Here is a 16991-nt window from a genome sequence, read left to right on the forward strand (position 1 = left end):
GGCCGGGTCATGGCGACCCGGCCCTTCCGCGTGCCGTCTCAGGCGCTGGGCGTCCCGCCGGATTCGCTCGCCGATTTCGACATGTCGGGCGAGGTGGGCGGGTCGCCGTCCGTGGGCGGTGTGGTCGGCGGCGTCGTCGGCGGGGTGGTCGGTGGCGTCGTCGGCGGAGTGGTCGGCGGCGTCGGCTTGTCGGTCGGCTTGGTCGGCTTGTCCGTGGGCTTGGTCGGCTTGTCCGTGGGCTTCGTGGGCTTGTCCGTCGGCTTGTCCGAGGGGGTGGCGGACGGCTTGTCGCTGTCGCTCGGAGTGGCGGACGGCTCACCGCTGTCGCTCGGCGTCGGCTCGCCGGAGGTGCCGCCGCTGCCGTCGACCGGTTCCTCGCCGCGGCTCGTGGAGTCCTTCTGCGGCTTGTCGGCGGTCAGGCCGTCACCGTCGCCGTCCTCCTTCGCCGACTGCTCCGTCTTGACCTTGTCGCCGGGCGGGTCGTTGTTGTCGGACGTGGCGCCGAGCGTGACGACGGTGCCGAGGACGGCGGCGAGCAGGGCCCCGGCGCCGGCCGCGACGAGGTTGCGCCGGGTGCCGCTGATGATGGAGCGGCGGCTCGGCGCGGGCCCCGGTCCGACGGTGGGCGTCACCTTGCTGGTGACCAGGGTGTCGGGCTCCGGGGGCGGCTGGGGCAGCGCGAACGCGGCGGGGATGCCGCCGGGGGGCGACGCCGATTCCTCGTAGCGTGCGTCGGGCACCTCTTCGCCCGCGGCGGTGCTCCCGCCCGCAAGGCCGCTGCCCGAGCGGTCGGCGACCAGCGCGAGGGCCCTGCGTCCGGAGATCATGCCGCGCTTGTCGGCGAGCGCGCCGCGCAGCCCGATGGAGGCCTCCAGCTCGGCACGGGCCCGGTCGAGCTGTCCGCCGCAGAGCGCGAGGACCCCCAACTCGTGGTGGAAGTACGCCTCTTCGGCGACCTCGCCCGCGTTCCGCGCGGCTTCCTGGCCGGAGCGCAGGGCGCGCTCCCAGGCGCCCCAGTCGAGTCCGCCGGCGAAGGCGGGCGCGGCGGTGCGGGCGAGCAGCACGGCGGCGCCGCTCTCCGTGGCGACGAGGGCGCCGAGCGCGGCCTGTACGGCGTCCGCCTCGGCGACGACCCGCTCCGGGGTGACGGAGGGATGTCCGGCCCACCAGGCGTAGTGCTGGGCGGCCGCCAGGGCGTGCTCGGCTGCCTCGTCGGCGTACCCGACGGCCTCCAGCTGGGTGCGCACGCCCGCGGCGAGGCGGTAGTGCGCGCCGACGGGGGTGACCAGGGCGCAGCTGACCAGTTCGGCGAGGGCCGCGTCGGCGTGGGTGTCGCCGACCAGGGCGGGCAGGTGGGCCTGGTGCGGCAGCTCGCCGCCGAGGGCGACGGCGAACCTGAGCGTGGCGCGGGCGGCCGGGCTGAGCCGCGAGGCGAGCAGGGCCGCGGGTGCGGCGCCGTCGGCGAGCGAGGGCAGCGGGATCTCGTACGCGTCGTCGGGGCCTGCGTCGAAGGGCGCGTCGACGGGGGTCTCGGCGAAGTAGCCGTACTCCTCGAAGGCGTGCGGGTCGGCGCGCAGCTGGTCGCGCTGGCGGAGCAGGGCGCCCGCCTGGACGAAGCGCAGCGGGAGGCCCTCGGACTCGAACCACAGGTCGCCCGCCCAGTTGGCCTCCTCGTCGTCGAGGACGCGGCCGACGGCGCGCTCCAGGAGTTCGAGGCCGCCGCCCCTGCCGAGTCCGCCGAGGAAGACCTCTTCGAGGTGGGAGTCGGCGGAGGGTGCCGCCACGTCGGGCGTGGTGGCGATGAGGAAGGCGCACTCGGGCGTCGCGTCGAGCAGCTCGTCGAGTCCCGCGCCGCCGAATTCCAGGTCGTCGAGGACGACGACGGCGCCGATGTCGTGGACGAGGTCGAGCAGCAGGGCGCGATCGGGTCGGTGCAGCGGTGCGTCGTGGACGGCGGCGAAGAGGTCGTGGAGCAGCTCTGTGGGTGTCCTGCGGTATCCGGAGAGGCGGACGACGCCGTCGGGCGCGAGGTCCGCGCAGTCGTCGGCGACGGCGTTCAGGAGCGCTGTGCGGCCCGATCCCGCGGGTCCGGTCAGTCGTACGGAGCGGCCGCGTGCGAGGAGCCGTACGAGGCGTTCGCGCTCCTCCTGGCGTTCCAGGAGCGGCAGCCGGGGCAGTGCGGGTCCCGGCGGCACGGGCGGCATCGCGGCCCGGCGCAGTTCGGCGCGCTCGTCGGAGGTGTGCTTGGCGGGCCGCTCCGGGCGTTCCCCGGGCGGGCAGGGTTCGATCTCGCTGCCGTCGACGGGGTTGACGGTGAGCAGGAAGTCGCCCGAGACGAGCTGGACGGTGCGGGCGAGCGCGGGTGCGGGCTGACCGAAATCGGGGGTCAGGGGATCGCGCGGCGGCCGCCCGGGACGCGTCGATCCGTCGTCGGCGCCGTCATGGCCGCTGTCGTCGTGGATGCTGCCGTCGATGCCGTCGATGCCGTCGTGGCCGTACTCTTCGGGTCCCCGGTTCATCGGGTCCATGGTCCTAGCCCCCCAGATGCGTGGTGTGCAGAGCCCCCTCCGGCCTTCGTGCACACTGCGCTGTCGCTTCTGGTCCGGTGCCCCCGTGCGGGTTCGTCTATCAGTGGGCGACCGAACCCTAGACCTTCGCTCAGTATCTACGAGAGGGCGGGGTACCGCCCCGTCCGAGACGTCACAGTCTCGTGAGGATTGTGCGTGAGGTGCGCTTCAGGCTCTGGGGAGTGATTCGACCCCGATGCCGCCTTCGATCGCGAGGATCCGGTGGAGCCTGGTCGCGACGAGGAGGCGCTGCATCTGCGGTGGTACGTGGCGCAGGACGAGTCTGCGTCCGCACCGCCCGGCGCGGCGGTGCGCGCCCATGATGACGCCGAGTCCCGTGGCGTCCCACGAGTCGAGTTCGGACAGGTCGAGCACCAGATCGCCGGCGCCGTCGTCGACGGCCGAGTGCAGGACCGTGCGGGCGTCCGCCGCGCTGCGTACGTCGAGGCGTCCCCCGACGACCAGCTGGGCCTGGTCGCCCCTGATGTGCATATGCGCTCCCCGAGAGTGCCGTGTCTGCTGTGACGCCCGATACGTAGGCCGTCTGCGTATGTCACTGCAACTGACTGCCGCTTGGGCGTGGAAGTTGCCGTCTGTAAGCGAACCGATACCGAATTCACTCCGAGGGGTGACCCGCCGGACGCCGAGGCGTCCGACGGGGCGTCAGACGGCGTACGTCAGTGCTGGTTCAGTGCTTGTAGAACCCTTGCCCGCTCTTGCGCCCGATGTCACCGGCGTCAACCATCCGGCGCATCAGCTCCGGCGGCGCGAACTTCTCGTCCTGGGACTCCGTGTAGATGTTGCTCGTGGCGTGCAGCAGGATGTCGACGCCGGTGAGGTCGGCGGTCGCGAGCGGTCCCATGGCGTGGCCGAAGCCGAGCTTGCAGGCGGTGTCGATGTCCTCGGCGGTGGCGACGCCCGACTCGTAGAGCTTGGCGGCCTCGACGACGAGCGCGGAGATCAGCCGGGTCGTCACGAAACCGGCGACGTCGCGGTTGACGACGATGCAGGTCTTGCCGACGGACTCGGCGAACTCCCTTGTGCGGGCGAGGGTTTCGTCGCTGGTCTTGTATCCGCGCACGAGCTCGCAGAGCTGCATCATCGGGACCGGCGAGAAGAAGTGGGCGCCGACGACGCGCTCCGGGCGCTCCGTGACGGCGGCGATCTTCGTGATCGGGATGGCGGAGGTGTTGGAGGCGAGGACGGCGTCGTCGCGCACGAGCTTGTCGAGCGTGCGGAAGATCTCGTGCTTGACCTCGAGCTTCTCGAAGACGGCCTCGACGACGATGTCCGCGTCGGCGACGGCGTCCATGTCGGTGGTCGTCGTGATGCGCGCGAGCGCGGCCTCGGCGTCGTCGGCGGCGAGCTTGCCCTTGCTCACGAACTTGTCGTACGACGCCTTGATGCCGTCGGTGCCCCGGGTCAGGGCTTCGTCGGTGACGTCGCGCAGGACGACGTCCCAGCCCGCCTGGGCGGAGACCTGAGCGATGCCGGACCCCATGAGTCCGGCTCCGATGACGGCGAGCTTCCGTGCCACTGTTCCGACTCCCCTACCGCTTATCACGCTTGGCTTACACGCTGTTTACGTATGCCTCTTCGGCGCACGTTAGCGTTCGTGAGCGCGCCTGTGGCGGTGAAGAGATGCGCGTCACGTCTCAGATGACGGACATCACACTGATACGCCTCCGGTACGCCTCATCCGGCGGCGCGCACCGCGTAGTTGAGGACCTTCTCACTGAGCAGGTCCTCCATCTCGTCGAGCAGCACGAGCGCCTCTCGGGAGACCTCGGCGGGCTCGCGGCACTTGGACATCTCGTCGCCGATCCAGGCCATGAGCGTGCTGTGGAGCCAGGAGAGCTGTCCGGCGATCAGTCCGGGCATGGGGTCGTCGTCGGCTGCTCCGGTCTCCTCGGCGAGGGTCTTGGTGAGGTGCGTCAGCGCTTCCTGCTGGATCGCCCAGAGCCGGGAGCGCAGGGTGTGCGCCTCGGTGATGACCTTCATGAAGTCGGCCCAGCCGGGGAAGAGCCCGACGCCGGGCGAGACGCCCTCCACGTCGGTGCGCAGCTCACGCAGGACGGCCGCGGCGGCGGACTCGCCCGCCCTGCGGCCGCGCACATAGCCGGAGAGCCGGTCGACGACGGCCTCGCCCCGGTCGAGGAACAGGTCCTCCTTGGCCGGGAAGTAGTTGTAGACCGTGTTGACGGAGACGTCCGCGGCCTCCGCGATCTCCGCGATGGTCACCGTGACGAAGCCGCGCTCCAGGAAGAGCCCGGTGGCGATGTCCGAGATCCGCTGCTTCGTCTGCCGCTTCTTGCGCTCCCTCAAGCCTTCACTCATGCCTCCCATCCTAGAGACTCTGAAATTTTGGTGCGCCTCCAAAATTTGGAGGGATTGCAAAATTTAAGAGACTCTGTTTTTGTGGTCGTCATGGCAATCATCAGCACCTCCGGGCTCTCCCGGACCTTCCAGACCAAGGGCGGCCCGGTCGAGGCCGTGCGCGGCATCGACCTGCGCGTCCAGGCCGGCGAGATCCTCGGATTCCTCGGGCCGAACGGAGCGGGCAAGACCACCACGCTGCGCATGCTGACCACGCTGCTCCCGCCCACCGGCGGCGCCGCCACCGTCGCGGGCTGCGACCTGACCCGCGACCCCGCCGGCGTCCGCGGCAGGATCGGATACGTGGCCCAGTCCGGCGGCGTCGACCTCAGCATCTCCGTACGCGAGGAGCTCGTCACCCAGGGCAGGCTCTACCGCCTGACGAAAGCCCGCGCCGAGGCCCGCGCCGAGGAACTGGGCCGCGACCTCGGTCTCACCGAGCTGATGGAGCGCCCCTGCGCGGCGCTCTCCGGCGGCCAGCGCAGGCGCCTCGACATCGCCATGGGCCTCACCCACCGGCCCGAGGTGCTCTTCCTCGACGAGCCGACCACGGGACTCGACCCCGGCAGCCGGGCCGACCTGTGGAAGCTGGTGCGGCAGCTGCGCGACGAGCACGGCACGACGATCTTCCTCACCACGCACTACCTCGACGAGGCCGACGCGCTCTCCGACCGGCTGGTCGTCGTGGACCGGGGCGTCGTCGTCGCCGAGGGCACACCGAGCGCCCTCAAGCTCCAGTACGGCGGCTCGATCGACGCCACCCTCCAGGACACCTTCCTCGCCATCACCGGGCGCGACATCGCCCCCGCGGACACGACCCCTGTCGCCGTCTGACCCTCACGCACCGATCCGGGACCCCACCATGCCTGCACTGCTCTCCGACACCGCGCTGATCTTCGGGCGGTACGCCCGGCAGACCCTCCGCTCCAAGTTCCAGATCCTCTTCGGCGTCCTCACACCCCTGCTCTACCTGCTCTTCTTCGGCCCGCTGCTCACCGATCTGCCGCTCGGCTCGCAGGGCGACTCCTGGCAGGTGCTCGTGCCCGGCCTGCTGCTCCAGCTCGGCCTGTTCGGCGCCACGTTCAGCGGTTTCGCGCTCATCATCGAGAAGCAGTTCGGCGTGGTGGAGCGGATGCGCGTCACACCCGTCAGCCGGCTCGCGCTGCTCCTCGGCCGGGTTCTGCGCGACGCCGCGCTCTTCGTCTTCCAGGCCGTCCTGCTCGTGCTCGCCGCGCTGGCGATGGGGCTCAGGGCACCGCTCGGCGGCGTCCTCATCGGGTTCGCCTTCGTGGCGCTGCTGACCGCGGGGCTCGCCTCGCTCTCGTACGCGCTGGCCATGAAGGTCTCCAAGGCGCACGAGTTCGGGCCCGCGGTGAACGCCATCAGCATGCCCTCGATGCTGCTCTCGGGCCTCATGCTGCCGATGGCCCTCGCGCCCACCTGGCTGGACGTGCTCTCCCACTTCATGCCGTTCCGCTATCTCGTCGACGCGGTGCGGGCGGGGTACGTCGGGGAGTACGCGACCACGACCATGCTGTACGGCGTCCTGATGGCGCTCGCCTTCGTCCTGCTGTCCGTGACGGTGGGCACACGCGTCTTCAAGCGGGCCGGAGCATAACTACGCTGGCCGCATGGTCAATCTGACGCGCATCTACACCAGGACCGGCGACCGGGGCACGACGGCCCTCGGGGACATGAGCCGCACCGCCAAGACCGATCTGCGGATCTCCGCGTACGCCGACGCCAACGAGGCCAACGCGGCCATCGGCACGGCGATCGCACTCGGCAACCTCGACGAGGAGGTCGTGAAGGTCCTCGTGCGGGTCCAGAACGACCTCTTCGACGTGGGCGCCGACCTCTCCACGCCCGTCGTCGAGGACCCGAAGTACCCGCCGCTGCGCGTCGAGCAGTCCTACATCGACAAGCTGGAGGCGGACTGCGACCGCTTCCTGGAGGAGCTGGAGAAGCTCCGCAGCTTCATCCTGCCGGGCGGCACCCCGGGCGCGGCGCTGCTGCACCAGGCGTGCACGGTGGTGCGGCGGGCGGAGCGGTCGACGTGGGCGGCGTTCGAGGTCCACGGGGAGGTCATGAACCCGCTGACCGCGACCTACCTCAACCGCCTCTCCGACCTCCTGTTCATCCTGGCCCGCGCGGCCAACAAGGAGGTCGGGGACGTGCTGTGGGTGCCGGGCGGTGAGCGCTAGCGCCTCAGCGCTTCGTCAGCGGACGGTCGTCCCGCTCCCGCGGGGCCGGTGCCGGGTCCTTCTTCGGGAACAGCGTGTAGCTGAGCGCGATCAGACCGTGGATGCCCGCCGTGCGCCACGCCGTGGACATCCAGCTCTGCAGCGACGAGGTGCGGTCGGGGTCGTCGACGTACCACATGGCGAGCAGCAGCAGCCCGCTCGCGACGGCCGCCCCGACGACGGAGCCGAGCCAGACCTTCGCCTCGTGCAGGGCGCGGGGCCTGCCGTAGCGCGGCGGGCGCGGCACCGGCGTGCCCTGGAAGCGGTGCGCCGCGTGGCCGTCGAGCCACTTCACGGTGCGGTGGCCGTGGCCCACGGTGTAGCCGATGTAGACCGCGGCGAGGCCGTGCTTCCAGCTCGGATCGGCGCCGTTCTTCAGGTCGACGGCGGTCACGACGAGCAGCACGACCTCCAGCAGCGGCTCGCACAGGAGGATCGCGATGCCGAGGCGCGGCTTGCGCAGCAGATAGCGGGCGGCGAGGCCCGCGGCCAGCAGCACCCAGAAGCCGACCTCGCAGACGACGATCAGCGTGACGATCACGGTTCGCTCCTCACGGTCACCTTTTCGATCAGGCTTATTTTTCGATCAGGCTTCAAGGCTCCCCCGCGGTACGCCGCCGATCGTCGTCGTCAGTGACGAAGTGGGACTGCATCCTTCGATGTAGCGGCCGGTTCCTCCCTCAGGATCAGGCACGGGCCCTCCGTGCCGTGTTGGATGGAGGCATGGCCCTGCCCCTCCTCCGCCCGCAACGCGTCGACGTCCAGATCGCCGTGGTCAGCCTGTTCAGCGGGCTCGCGCTGTGGGCGCTCGGGCTGGAGGCGCAGCCGGGCCGGCTGCTCGGGGGCAACTGGTCGCTGGTCCCGCTCTGCGTCCTCGCGGGGCTCGAACTGCTGCGCAGCAACATGCCCCAGACCGCGCTGGTCCTGGCCACGCTCGCGCTGGTCCTCGACCAGTTCACGACGGGCAACCTGGCGTCGATCCTGATGTTCACCGACATCATGTACGCGGCCGTCGTCTACGGCACACCGGCCGCCGCCCGCCGCATCCCGCTGACCACCGGCACCCTCACGGTGACCGCCACGATCGCGTTCATGGCCTGGTGGCAGGAGCCGGAGGCCGTTCTCGTCGGTGTCGCCATCGGCGTCGTGGCGTTCGGCCCGGCCGCCACCGGCGTCCTCGTGCGCAACCACCGCGAGGCCACCGCCGCGGCGAAGCTGCGCGCCGAACAGACCGCGCTGCTCGCCGAGATGGACCGCGTCCAGGCCGTCACCGCCGAGCGGGCGAGGATGGCCCGCGAGCTGCACGACATGGTCGCCAACCACCTCTCGGCGATCGCCATCCACTCCACGGCCGCGCTCTCCCTGGACGACCCGGCGACGAGCAAGGACGCCCTCGCCGTCATCCGTGAGAACAGCGTCGAGGGGCTGGCCGAGATGCGCCGCCTCATCGGCATCCTGCGCGACGACAGCGGCGACCTGGAGCCCGCGGCCGCGCCCACCCTGGAGGGCCTCGGCACCCTCGTCGCCAACGCGCGGACGAACGGCCTGGAGATCGCCCTGGACGACGCCCGTCTCCCGGAGGGGCCGAAGCTGCCCACTCCGGTGGAGCTCGCGGCGTACCGCATCGTGCAGGAGTCCCTGACGAACGTCCTCAAGCACGCGTCGCCGGGCCGCGTCACCGTGTCCCTCACCCAGCACCCACGCGCCCTCACCGTCCGCGTGACCAGCCCGTACGGAGATCCCTCGGGGCCCCGCGCGCCCGGCTCGGGCGCCGGCCTCGTCGGCATGCGCGAGCGCACCGAACTGCTCGGCGGCACCTTCGAATCGGGCCCCGAGAGCACCACTGACGGCAAGGTCTGGAACGTCTTCGCGACCCTGCCCGTCGACCCCGCGGACGAAGGAGCCAAGGAATGATCCGGGTGCTAGTCGCCGAAGACCAGTCAGCCGTGCGCGCGGGACTCGTCCTGATCCTGCGCAGCGCGCCCGACATCGAGGTCGTCGGCGAGGCGGCGGACGGCGAGGAGGCCGTCGTGCTCGCCCGCGAGCTGCGCCCCGACCTCGTCCTGATGGACGTGCAGATGCCGCGCATGGACGGCGTGTCGGCGACGCGTCTGGTCGTCGCCGAGGGCCTCGCGGACGTCCTGGTCCTGACCACCTTCGACCTCGACGAGTACGTGTTCGGGGCGCTGCGCGCGGGCGCCTCCGGGTTCCTCCTGAAGAACACCGAGGCGAAGGACCTCCTCGAAGGCGTCCGTACGGTCGCGCGCGGCGAGGGCCTGATCGCGCCGGCCGTCACCCGCCGACTGATCGCCGAGTTCGCCGCCCCCTCGAAGGCGGTGCGCGGTGAGAACGCGCCGGGGACCGCCGTCCTGGAGAGCCTCACGCGCCGCGAGCGCGAGGTGCTGTCCTGCATCGGCGAGGGCCTGTCGAACGCGGAGATCGCGGCCCGCCTCTCCATGGCGGAGGCGACGGTGAAGACGCACGTCAGCCGCCTCCTGGGCAAGCTGGAACTGCGCAGCCGGGTGCAAGCGGCCGTACTGGCGCAGGAGTTGGGTGTCTGACCCGGAGATCGACCTGTGGACCGGCCGGGGGGCCGTCGCGATTCGGCCAATGGTTCAGACCTCTTGACCGCTGGTCCAGACCTTTCTATTCTCACCGCACTGCGGTGAGCACTCCCCCACGTGTCCACGTGCTCACGGGCGGCGCAGGGTCCCAACCCCTAAGACCCCCGGATCTCACCCGAGGAGCACCTCGTGCGCTTCAAGAAGAGCACCACCCGCTCGAGACTCAAATTCAGACACAAAGCCGTGGCGGGAGTCACCACGCTGCTGCTCCCGCTCGCCACCCTCGTCGCCCTCGGCTCCTCCGCCGAGGCGGCCCCCGACGCCGCTCCCGAGGCCACCGCCACGTACGCCAAGACCCAGGACTGGGGCAGCGGCTTCGAGGGCAAGTGGACCATCAAGAACACCGGCACCACGAGCATCAGCTCCTGGAACGTCGCATGGGACTTCCCCTCCGACACCAAGGTGACCTCCGCCTGGGACGCCACCGTCACCAACTCCGGCACCCGCTGGACCGCCAAGAACCTCGGCTGGAACGGGACGCTCGCCCCCGGCGCCTCTGTCTCCTTCGGGTTCAACGGCACCGGCTCGGGAGCGCCCGCCAAGTGCACGCTCAACGGCGGCAGTTGTGACGGCGGCAGCGTCCCCGGCGACAACCCGCCGAGCGCCCCCGGCACCCCGGCCGCCTCCGGCATCACCGACACCTCGGTGAAGCTCGACTGGAAGGCCGCCACCGACGACAAGGGCGTCAAGAACTACGACGTCCTGCGCGACGGCGCCAAGGTCGCGACGGTGACGGAGACCTCGTACTCCGACACCGGTCTGACCAAGGGCACCGACTACTCGTACACCGTCCAGGCCCGCGACACCGCCGACCAGACGGGCCCGGCCAGCGGCGCCGTCAAGGTCCGCACCACCGGCGGCGGCGACCCGGGCCCCGGCCCCGGCGACAAGGTCAAGCTCGGCTACTTCACCGAGTGGGGCGTCTACGGCCGGAACTACCACGCGAAGAACATCGCGACCTCCGGCTCCGCCGAGAAGATCACACACATCAACTACAGCTTCGGCAACGTCCAGGGCGGCAAGTGCACCATGGGCGACTCCTACGCCGCCATCGACAAGGCGTACACCGCCGACCAGAGCGTCGACGGCGTCGCCGACACCTGGGACCAGCCGCTGCGCGGCAACTTCAACCAGCTGCGCAAGCTGAAGGCCAAGCACCCGAACATCAAGATCCTCTGGTCCTTCGGCGGCTGGACCTGGTCCGGCGGCTTCACCGACGCCATGAAGAACCCGGCGGCCTTCGCCAAGTCCTGCCACGACCTCGTCGAGGACCCGCGCTGGGCCGACATCTTCGACGGCATCGACCTGGACTGGGAGTACCCGAACGCCTGCGGCCTGACCTGCGACACCAGCGGCCCGGCCGTCTTCAAGAACATGATGCAGGCGTTCCGCAACGAGTTCGGCGCCAAGAACCTCGTCACCGCCGCCATCACCGCGGACGGCTCCAGCGGCGGCAAGATCGACGCCGCGGACTACGGCGGCGCCGCGCAGTACAGCGACTGGTACAACGTCATGACGTACGACTTCTTCGGCGCCTGGGCGGCGAAGGGCCCGACGGCCCCGCACTCCCCGCTCACGTCCTACCCGGGCATCCCGCAGGACGGCTTCAACTCCGCGGCCGCCATCTCCAAGCTGAAGGCCAAGGGCGTGCCGGCCTCCAAGCTGCTGCTCGGCATCGGCTTCTACGGCCGCGGCTGGACCGGCGTCACGCAGAAGGAGCCGGGCGGCACGGCCACGGGCGCGGCACCCGGCACGTACGAGGCGGGCATCGAGGACTACAAGGTCCTCAAGAACTCCTGCCCGTCCAACGGAACGGTCGCGGGTACCGCCTATGCCCACTGCGGCAGCAACTGGTGGTCGTACGACACGCCGTCGACGGTCCGCTCCAAGATGACCTGGGCCAAGGAGCAGGGGCTCGGCGGGGCGTTCTTCTGGGAGTTCAGCGGTGACACGGCAAACGGTGAGTTGGTGTCCGCGATCAATGACGGCCTGAAGTAACACCGGCCGTCACCCATGGACGAAGCCGGGAAGACAGGATCGCCCCCTGTCTTCCCGGCTTCTTCATGCCGTACGGGATGTACTAGGCCACGTTCACCCGTTGCCCCGGAGGCGCCGCCTCCAGCCACGCCAGGAAACCTGTGAGCGCGTCCTCGCTCATCGCCAGTTCGAGGCGGACGCCCCGGTGCAGGCAGCCGAGGACGATGGCGTCGGAGAGCAGGGCCAGCTCCTCCTCGCCGTCCGGGGCGCGACGGTCCACGACCTCGATGGCGGAGCGCTCCAGGACGCGGCGCGGCCGGGGAGCGTAGGAGAAGACGCGGTACCACTCGACCCGATCGCCGTTGTAGCGGGCGACGCCGTACCCCCAGCCCTTGCCGGAGGTGTCGCCCTTCTCAGGGGCCTCCCAGCGCAAGGAGCAGTCGAAGGTGCCGCCGGAACGCTGGATCAGCCGGCGCCGCAGTCCGAAGACGAAGAGCCCCACCAGAACCAGCACGATCAAAGCAAGTCCGCACACGAGCAGAGTGAGGATCATCGGCACCGACCTCCTCGCCTCTACCGTCGGCCGAAGGGCCGACAACGGATCAATACATTGCACCCGCATTGCCTCAGCCGCGACCCGGTCCGGAACCTTCCCGGACCTGGCCGCGGCTGAGTCACGTTACGCCGCGCGCTGGGGTCAGCGCGTCGCCACCGCACGCAGTCGGACGTCGGCGCGCCGCTCGGCGGAGGCGTCGGCCTCCGACTTCGCGCGCTCCAGCGCCCGCTCCGCACGCTTGACGTCGATCTCGTCGGACAGCTCCGCGATCTCGGCGAGCAGCGACAGTTTGTCGTCCGCGAAGGAGATGAATCCTCCGTGGACGGCGGCCACGACCGTGCCGCCGTCGCTCGTACGAATGGTCACCGGGCCCGACTCCAGCACACCGAGCAGCGGCTGGTGACCGGGCATGACGCCGATGTCGCCGGACGTGGTGCGCGCGACGACCAGGGTGGCCTCGCCGGACCAGACACTGCGGTCCGCCGCGACCAGCTCGACATGCAGCTCAGCAGCCAAGAGTGGCTCCTCGGGTCACCACCCGGCGGTTCAGCCGGGTGTTGGGTCAAATTCTAGTGGGCGTACGGGGAGGGACGGGACACGGCCCCCGCGGGGGTGGCCCCGTCCCTCACCGTCATGAGCTACTGAGCTCAGGAGACGCCGAGTTCCTTGGCGTTCTTCTTGAGGTCCTCGAGACCACCGCACATGAAGAAGGCCTGCTCGGGGAAGTGGTCGTACTCGCCGTCGCAGATCGCGTTGAACGCCGCGATCGACTCGTCGAGGGACACGTCCGAGCCGTCCACGCCGGTGAACTGCTTGGCGGCGTGGGTGTTCTGCGACAGGAAGCGCTCCACGCGACGGGCACGGGCGACGACGAGCTTGTCTTCCTCGCTGAGCTCGTCGATACCGAGGATCGCGATGATGTCCTGGAGGTCCTTGTACTTCTGGAGGATCCCCTTGACGCGCATGGCGCAGGTGTAGTGGTCCTGCGCAATGTAGCGCGGGTCCAGGATGCGGGACGTGGAGTCCAGCGGGTCCACGGCCGGGTAGATGCCCTTCTCGGAGATCGGACGGGAGAGAACCGTCGTCGCGTCGAGGTGGGCGAACGTGGTGGCCGGGGCCGGGTCGGTCAGGTCGTCCGCGGGGACGTAGATCGCCTGCATCGAGGTGATCGAGTGACCACGGGTCGACGTGATGCGCTCCTGGAGGAGACCCATCTCGTCGGCCAGGTTCGGCTGGTAACCCACCGCGGAGGGCATGCGGCCGAGCAGGGTCGAGACCTCGGAACCGGCCTGCGTGAAGCGGAAGATGTTGTCGATGAAGAACAGCACGTCCTGCTTCTGCACATCGCGGAAGTACTCCGCCATGGTCAGACCGGCCAGGGCGACGCGCAGACGCGTGCCCGGCGGCTCGTCCATCTGGCCGAAGACCAGCGCGGTCTTGTCGAGAACGCCGGCCTCCTCCATCTCGACCATGAGGTCGTTGCCCTCACGGGTGCGCTCGCCGACACCGGCGAAGACGGAGACACCGTCGTGCAGCTTGGCCACACGGACGATCATTTCCTGGATCAGAACGGTCTTGCCGACACCGGCACCACCGAACAGACCGATCTTTCCACCCTTGACGTACGGGGTGAGAAGGTCGACGACCTTCAGGCCGGTCTCGAACATCTCGGTCTTCGACTCGAGCTGGTCGAAGGCCGGGGCCTTGCGGTGGATCGTCCAGCGCTCGGCTTCGGCGACCGTCGACGGGTCGTCGTTCAGGACCTCGCCGAGGGTGTTGAACACACGGCCCTTGGTCACGTCGCCGACCGGCACCGAGATGCCCTTGCCGGTGTTGGTGACCGGGGCCTGGCGGACCAGGCCGTCGGTGGGCTGCATCGAGATCGCGCGGACCACGCCGTCACCCAGGTGCTGGGCGACCTCGAGGGTCAGCGTCTTCTTCGCGCCCTCGGTCGACGGGTCGTCGACCTGGACGTGCAGGGCGTTGTAGATCTCCGGCATCGCGTCGACGGGGAACTCCACGTCGACGACCGGGCCGATCACCCGGGCGACGCGGCCCGTGGCAACGGCCGTCTCAACAGTGGTCGTCATTACTTGTCACTCCCCGCGGTCGCGTCGGCCAGCGCTGCTGTGCCGCCGACGATCTCGCTGATTTCCTGGGTGATTTCGGCCTGGCGGGCCGCGTTGGCAAGCCGGGAGAGGCTGTTGATCAGATCCCCGGCGTTGTCGGTCGCCGACTTCATCGCGCGGCGCGTGGCGGCGTGCTTGGAGGCAGCCGACTGGAGCATCGCGTTGTAGATACGGCTCTCGACGTACCGCGGCAGCAGGGCGTCGAGGACGTCCTCCGCCGACGGCTCGAAGTCGTACAGCGGAAGGATCTCGTCCTTGCCGGACTTCGACTCTTCCGCGACCTCTTCGAGGCGGAGCGGCAGCAGGCGGCCGTCGATGGCCGTCTGCGTCATCATCGAGATGAACTCGGTGTAGACGATGTGGAGTTCGTCCACGCCGCCCTCCGCCGTCTCCTTCTCGATCGCCTCGATCAGCGGCACCGCGACCTTCTTGGCGTCCGCGTACGTGGGCTCGTCGGTGAAGCCCGACCACGACTCCACGACCTTGCGCTCGCGGAAGTTGTAGTGGGACAGACCACGGCGGCCGACGATGTACGTGTCGACCTCCTTGCCCTCGGCCTCCAGGCGCGCGGTCAACTGCTCCGCCGCCTTGATGGCGTTCGAGTTGAAGGCGCCGGCAAGGCCGCGGTCGCTCGTGAGGAGCAGCACCGCGGAACGGGTCGCCGTCTCCGGCTCGGTCGTCAGCGGGTGCTTCGTGTTCGAGCCGGTGCCGACCGCCGTGACCGCGCGGGTGAGCTCGGTCGCGTACGGCGTGGACGCCGTCACCTTGCGCTGGGCCTTGACCACGCGCGAGGCGGCGATCATCTCCATCGCCTTGGTGATCTTCTTGGTCGCGGTGACGGATTTGATGCGACGCTTATAGACCCGGAGCTGGGCTCCCATGAGTCAGGTCCCTTCCGTCGTCACTTACCGGCGGCGGCCGGAGCGTCCTCGCCGAGAAGCTTCCCGTCCGAGGTCTCGAACTGCTTCTTGAACGCGGCGATCGCGTCACCGATGGCCTGCAGCGTGTCGTCCGACATCTTGCCGCCCTCCTTGATGGAGGTCATGAGGCCCTGCTCCTGCCGGTGCAGGTAGGCGAGGAGCTCACGCTCGAAGCGACGGATGTCGTTGACCGGCACGTCGTCCATGCGACCGGTGGTACCGGCCCACACGGAGACGACCTGGTCCTCGGTCGCCATCGGCTCGTACTGCGGCTGCTTGAGCAGCTCGACCATGCGCTGACCGCGCTCCAGCTGCGCCTTCGACGCGGCGTCCAGGTCGGAACCGAAGGCGGCGAACGCCTCCAGCTCACGGAACTGGGCGAGGTCCACGCGCAGACGGCCGGAAACCTGCTTCATCGCCTTGTGCTGCGCGGAACCACCGACTCGGGAGACGGAGATACCGACGTTCAGCGCGGGGCGCTGACCGGCGTTGAAGAGGTCCGACTCCAGGAAGCACTGGCCGTCGGTGATGGAGATGACGTTGGTCGGGATGAACGCCGACACGTCGTTCGCCTTGGTCTCGACGATCGGCAGACCGGTCATCGAGCCCTTGCCCAGCTCGTCCGAGAGCTTCGCGCAGCGCTCGAGCAGACGCGAGTGCAGGTAGAAGACGTCACCCGGGTAGGCCTCGCGCCCCGGCGGGCGGCGGAGCAGCAGGGACACGGCGCGGTAGGCGTCGGCCTGCTTCGAGAGGTCGTCGAAGATGATGAGGACGTGCTTGCCCTCGTACATCCACTGCTGGCCGATGGCCGAACCGGTGTAGGGCGCCAGGTACTTGAAGCCCGCCGGGTCGGACGCCGGGGCGGCGACGATGGTCGTGTACTCCAGCGCGCCGGCCTCTTCGAGGGCACCGCGCACGGAGGCGATGGTGGAGCCCTTCTGACCGATGGCGACGTAGATGCAGCGCACCTGCTTGTTCACGTCGCCCGTGCGCCAGTTGTCGCGCTGGTTGATGATCGTGTCGACGGCCAGGGCGGTCTTGCCGGTCTGGCGGTCACCAATGATCAGCTGACGCTGGCCACGGCCGATCGGGGTCATCGCGTCGACGGCCTTGTAGCCGGTCTCCATCGGCTCGTGCACCGACTTGCGCTGCATGACCGTGGGGGCCTGCAGCTCAAGGGCGCGACGCCCGCTGGTCTCGATCTCGCCGAGGCCGTCGATCGGGGTGCCGAGAGGGTCGACGACGCGGCCGAGGTAGCCCTCGCCCACGGCGACGGAGAGCACCTCACCGGTGCGCTGCACCGGCTGGCCCTCCTCGATACCGCTGAACTCGCCGAGGACGACGGCGCCGATCTCGCGCTCTTCCAGGTTCAGCGCGAGACCGAGGGTTCCGTCCTCGAACTTCAGCAGCTCGTTCGCCATCGCCGAGGGCAGGCCCTCGACCTTGGCAATACCGTCGCCGGCGACGGTGACCGTACCGACCTCCTCGCGCGAGGCCGCGTCCGGCTTGTACGCCTGGACAAAGTTCTCCAGCGCGTCCCGGATCTCCTCCGGCCGGATCGTGAGCTCCGCCATCTGGGTTCCCTGCTCTCCTTGTTGG

The 16991-nt window shown here is 69.8% G+C and carries 16 protein-coding genes; 6 read left to right on the forward strand and 10 right to left on the reverse strand.

The genetic code is table 11. The features are described from left to right. Positions 1 to 38: 38 nt before the first annotated feature. The 4 genes from AB0N81_RS15950 to AB0N81_RS15965 form a co-directional block, all read right to left on the reverse strand. Entirely contained in the window at positions 39 to 2528 is a 2490-nt protein-coding gene (locus AB0N81_RS15950) for an ATP-binding protein (RefSeq protein WP_365358493.1), read from the reverse strand. 207 nt (positions 2529 to 2735) lie between these two features. Next, positions 2736 to 3059: an STAS domain-containing protein gene (locus tag AB0N81_RS15955; protein WP_030792181.1), complete on the reverse strand. Its 324-nt coding sequence runs from the start codon at positions 3057 to 3059 to the stop codon at positions 2736 to 2738. Between the two features lie 196 nt (positions 3060 to 3255). Further along, entirely contained in the window at positions 3256 to 4104 is an 849-nt protein-coding gene (locus AB0N81_RS15960; protein WP_365358495.1) for a 3-hydroxyacyl-CoA dehydrogenase family protein, read from the reverse strand. A gap of 158 nt (positions 4105 to 4262) precedes the next feature. After that, positions 4263 to 4904, reverse strand: a complete 642-nt coding sequence (locus AB0N81_RS15965; RefSeq protein ID WP_365358497.1) for a TetR/AcrR family transcriptional regulator — start codon at positions 4902 to 4904, stop codon at positions 4263 to 4265. Between the two features lie 90 nt (positions 4905 to 4994). Between AB0N81_RS15965 and AB0N81_RS15970 the strand changes: the two genes are divergently transcribed. Genes AB0N81_RS15970 through AB0N81_RS15980 form a run of 3 tightly spaced genes read left to right on the forward strand, consistent with a single transcriptional unit; the run spans position 4995 to position 7147 of the window. Next, positions 4995 to 5777 (forward strand): ATP-binding cassette domain-containing protein, encoded by a 783-nt coding sequence (locus AB0N81_RS15970; protein WP_365358499.1) that lies wholly within the window; start codon positions 4995 to 4997, stop codon positions 5775 to 5777. A gap of 28 nt (positions 5778 to 5805) precedes the next feature. After that, a complete protein-coding gene (locus AB0N81_RS15975) occupies positions 5806 to 6561 on the forward strand; it encodes an ABC transporter permease (RefSeq protein WP_365358501.1) in 756 nt (251 codons plus the stop codon). Positions 6562 to 6574: 13 nt separating this feature from the next. Continuing rightward, positions 6575 to 7147, forward strand: a complete 573-nt coding sequence (locus AB0N81_RS15980) for a cob(I)yrinic acid a,c-diamide adenosyltransferase (RefSeq protein WP_365358503.1) — start codon at positions 6575 to 6577, stop codon at positions 7145 to 7147. Between the two features lie 4 nt (positions 7148 to 7151). On the opposite strand, the gene AB0N81_RS15985 is transcribed toward AB0N81_RS15980, so the two are convergent. After that, complete coding sequence (locus AB0N81_RS15985) at positions 7152 to 7727, reverse strand: hypothetical protein (RefSeq protein WP_365358505.1); 576 nt, start codon at positions 7725 to 7727, stop codon at positions 7152 to 7154. 182 nt (positions 7728 to 7909) lie between these two features. Here AB0N81_RS15985 and AB0N81_RS15990 point away from each other — a divergent pair, with 182 nt between their 5' ends. The 3 genes from AB0N81_RS15990 (at position 7910) to AB0N81_RS16000 (ending at position 11808) form a co-directional block, all read left to right on the forward strand. Further along, entirely contained in the window at positions 7910 to 9100 is a 1191-nt protein-coding gene (locus AB0N81_RS15990; RefSeq protein WP_365358507.1) for a histidine kinase, read from the forward strand. Continuing rightward, positions 9097 to 9747, forward strand: a complete 651-nt coding sequence (locus AB0N81_RS15995; protein ID WP_365358509.1) for a response regulator transcription factor — start codon at positions 9097 to 9099, stop codon at positions 9745 to 9747. The genes AB0N81_RS15990 and AB0N81_RS15995 overlap by 4 nt, the downstream gene beginning before the upstream one ends. Positions 9748 to 9993: 246 nt before the next feature. Beyond that, positions 9994 to 11808 (forward strand): glycoside hydrolase family 18 chitinase, encoded by a 1815-nt coding sequence (locus AB0N81_RS16000; protein ID WP_365358511.1) that lies wholly within the window; start codon positions 9994 to 9996, stop codon positions 11806 to 11808. Between the two features lie 82 nt (positions 11809 to 11890). Here the strand turns inward: AB0N81_RS16000 and AB0N81_RS16005 are convergent, their stop codons facing one another. The 5 genes from AB0N81_RS16005 to atpA all read right to left on the reverse strand — a co-directional run bounded on the left by AB0N81_RS16005 (position 11891) and on the right by atpA (position 16966). Next, positions 11891 to 12340: a DUF2550 domain-containing protein gene (locus AB0N81_RS16005; protein ID WP_365358513.1), complete on the reverse strand. Its 450-nt coding sequence runs from the start codon at positions 12338 to 12340 to the stop codon at positions 11891 to 11893. Positions 12341 to 12484: 144 nt separating this feature from the next. After that, positions 12485 to 12859, reverse strand: a complete 375-nt coding sequence (locus AB0N81_RS16010; RefSeq protein WP_150172272.1) for a F0F1 ATP synthase subunit epsilon — start codon at positions 12857 to 12859, stop codon at positions 12485 to 12487. Positions 12860 to 12990: 131 nt separating this feature from the next. Then, entirely contained in the window at positions 12991 to 14433 is a 1443-nt protein-coding gene (gene atpD, locus AB0N81_RS16015; protein WP_365358515.1) for a F0F1 ATP synthase subunit beta, read from the reverse strand. Further along, positions 14433 to 15353: a F0F1 ATP synthase subunit gamma gene (locus tag AB0N81_RS16020; protein WP_365358517.1), complete on the reverse strand. Its 921-nt coding sequence runs from the start codon at positions 15351 to 15353 to the stop codon at positions 14433 to 14435. Before AB0N81_RS16020 ends, atpD begins: the two co-directional genes overlap by 1 nt. Positions 15354 to 15373: 20 nt before the next feature. Continuing rightward, positions 15374 to 16966 (reverse strand): F0F1 ATP synthase subunit alpha, encoded by a 1593-nt coding sequence (gene atpA, locus AB0N81_RS16025; protein WP_365358519.1) that lies wholly within the window; start codon positions 16964 to 16966, stop codon positions 15374 to 15376. Between the last annotated feature and the right edge of the window lie 25 nt (positions 16967 to 16991).

This window comes from Streptomyces sp. NPDC093510 (assembly GCF_040683555.1).
Classification (GTDB): domain Bacteria; phylum Actinomycetota; class Actinomycetes; order Streptomycetales; family Streptomycetaceae; genus Streptomyces.

Coding starts and splice junctions, on each gene's coding strand:
- AB0N81_RS15950 (WP_365358493.1), bottom strand. CDS start 2,528: ATGGACCCGATGAACCGGGGACCCGAAGAGTACGGCCACGACGGCATC.
- AB0N81_RS15955 (WP_030792181.1), bottom strand. CDS start 3,059: ATGCACATCAGGGGCGACCAGGCCCAGCTGGTCGTCGGGGGACGCCTC.
- AB0N81_RS15965 (WP_365358497.1), bottom strand. CDS start 4,904: ATGAGTGAAGGCTTGAGGGAGCGCAAGAAGCGGCAGACGAAGCAGCGG.
- AB0N81_RS15970 (WP_365358499.1), top strand. CDS start 4,995: ATGGCAATCATCAGCACCTCCGGGCTCTCCCGGACCTTCCAGACCAAG.
- AB0N81_RS15975 (WP_365358501.1), top strand. CDS start 5,806: ATGCCTGCACTGCTCTCCGACACCGCGCTGATCTTCGGGCGGTACGCC.
- AB0N81_RS15980 (WP_365358503.1), top strand. CDS start 6,575: ATGGTCAATCTGACGCGCATCTACACCAGGACCGGCGACCGGGGCACG.
- AB0N81_RS15990 (WP_365358507.1), top strand. CDS start 7,910: ATGGCCCTGCCCCTCCTCCGCCCGCAACGCGTCGACGTCCAGATCGCC.
- AB0N81_RS15995 (WP_365358509.1), top strand. CDS start 9,097: ATGATCCGGGTGCTAGTCGCCGAAGACCAGTCAGCCGTGCGCGCGGGA.
- AB0N81_RS16005 (WP_365358513.1), bottom strand. CDS start 12,340: ATGATCCTCACTCTGCTCGTGTGCGGACTTGCTTTGATCGTGCTGGTT.
- atpD (WP_365358515.1), bottom strand. CDS start 14,433: ATGACGACCACTGTTGAGACGGCCGTTGCCACGGGCCGCGTCGCCCGG.
- AB0N81_RS16020 (WP_365358517.1), bottom strand. CDS start 15,353: ATGGGAGCCCAGCTCCGGGTCTATAAGCGTCGCATCAAATCCGTCACC.
- atpA (WP_365358519.1), bottom strand. CDS start 16,966: ATGGCGGAGCTCACGATCCGGCCGGAGGAGATCCGGGACGCGCTGGAG.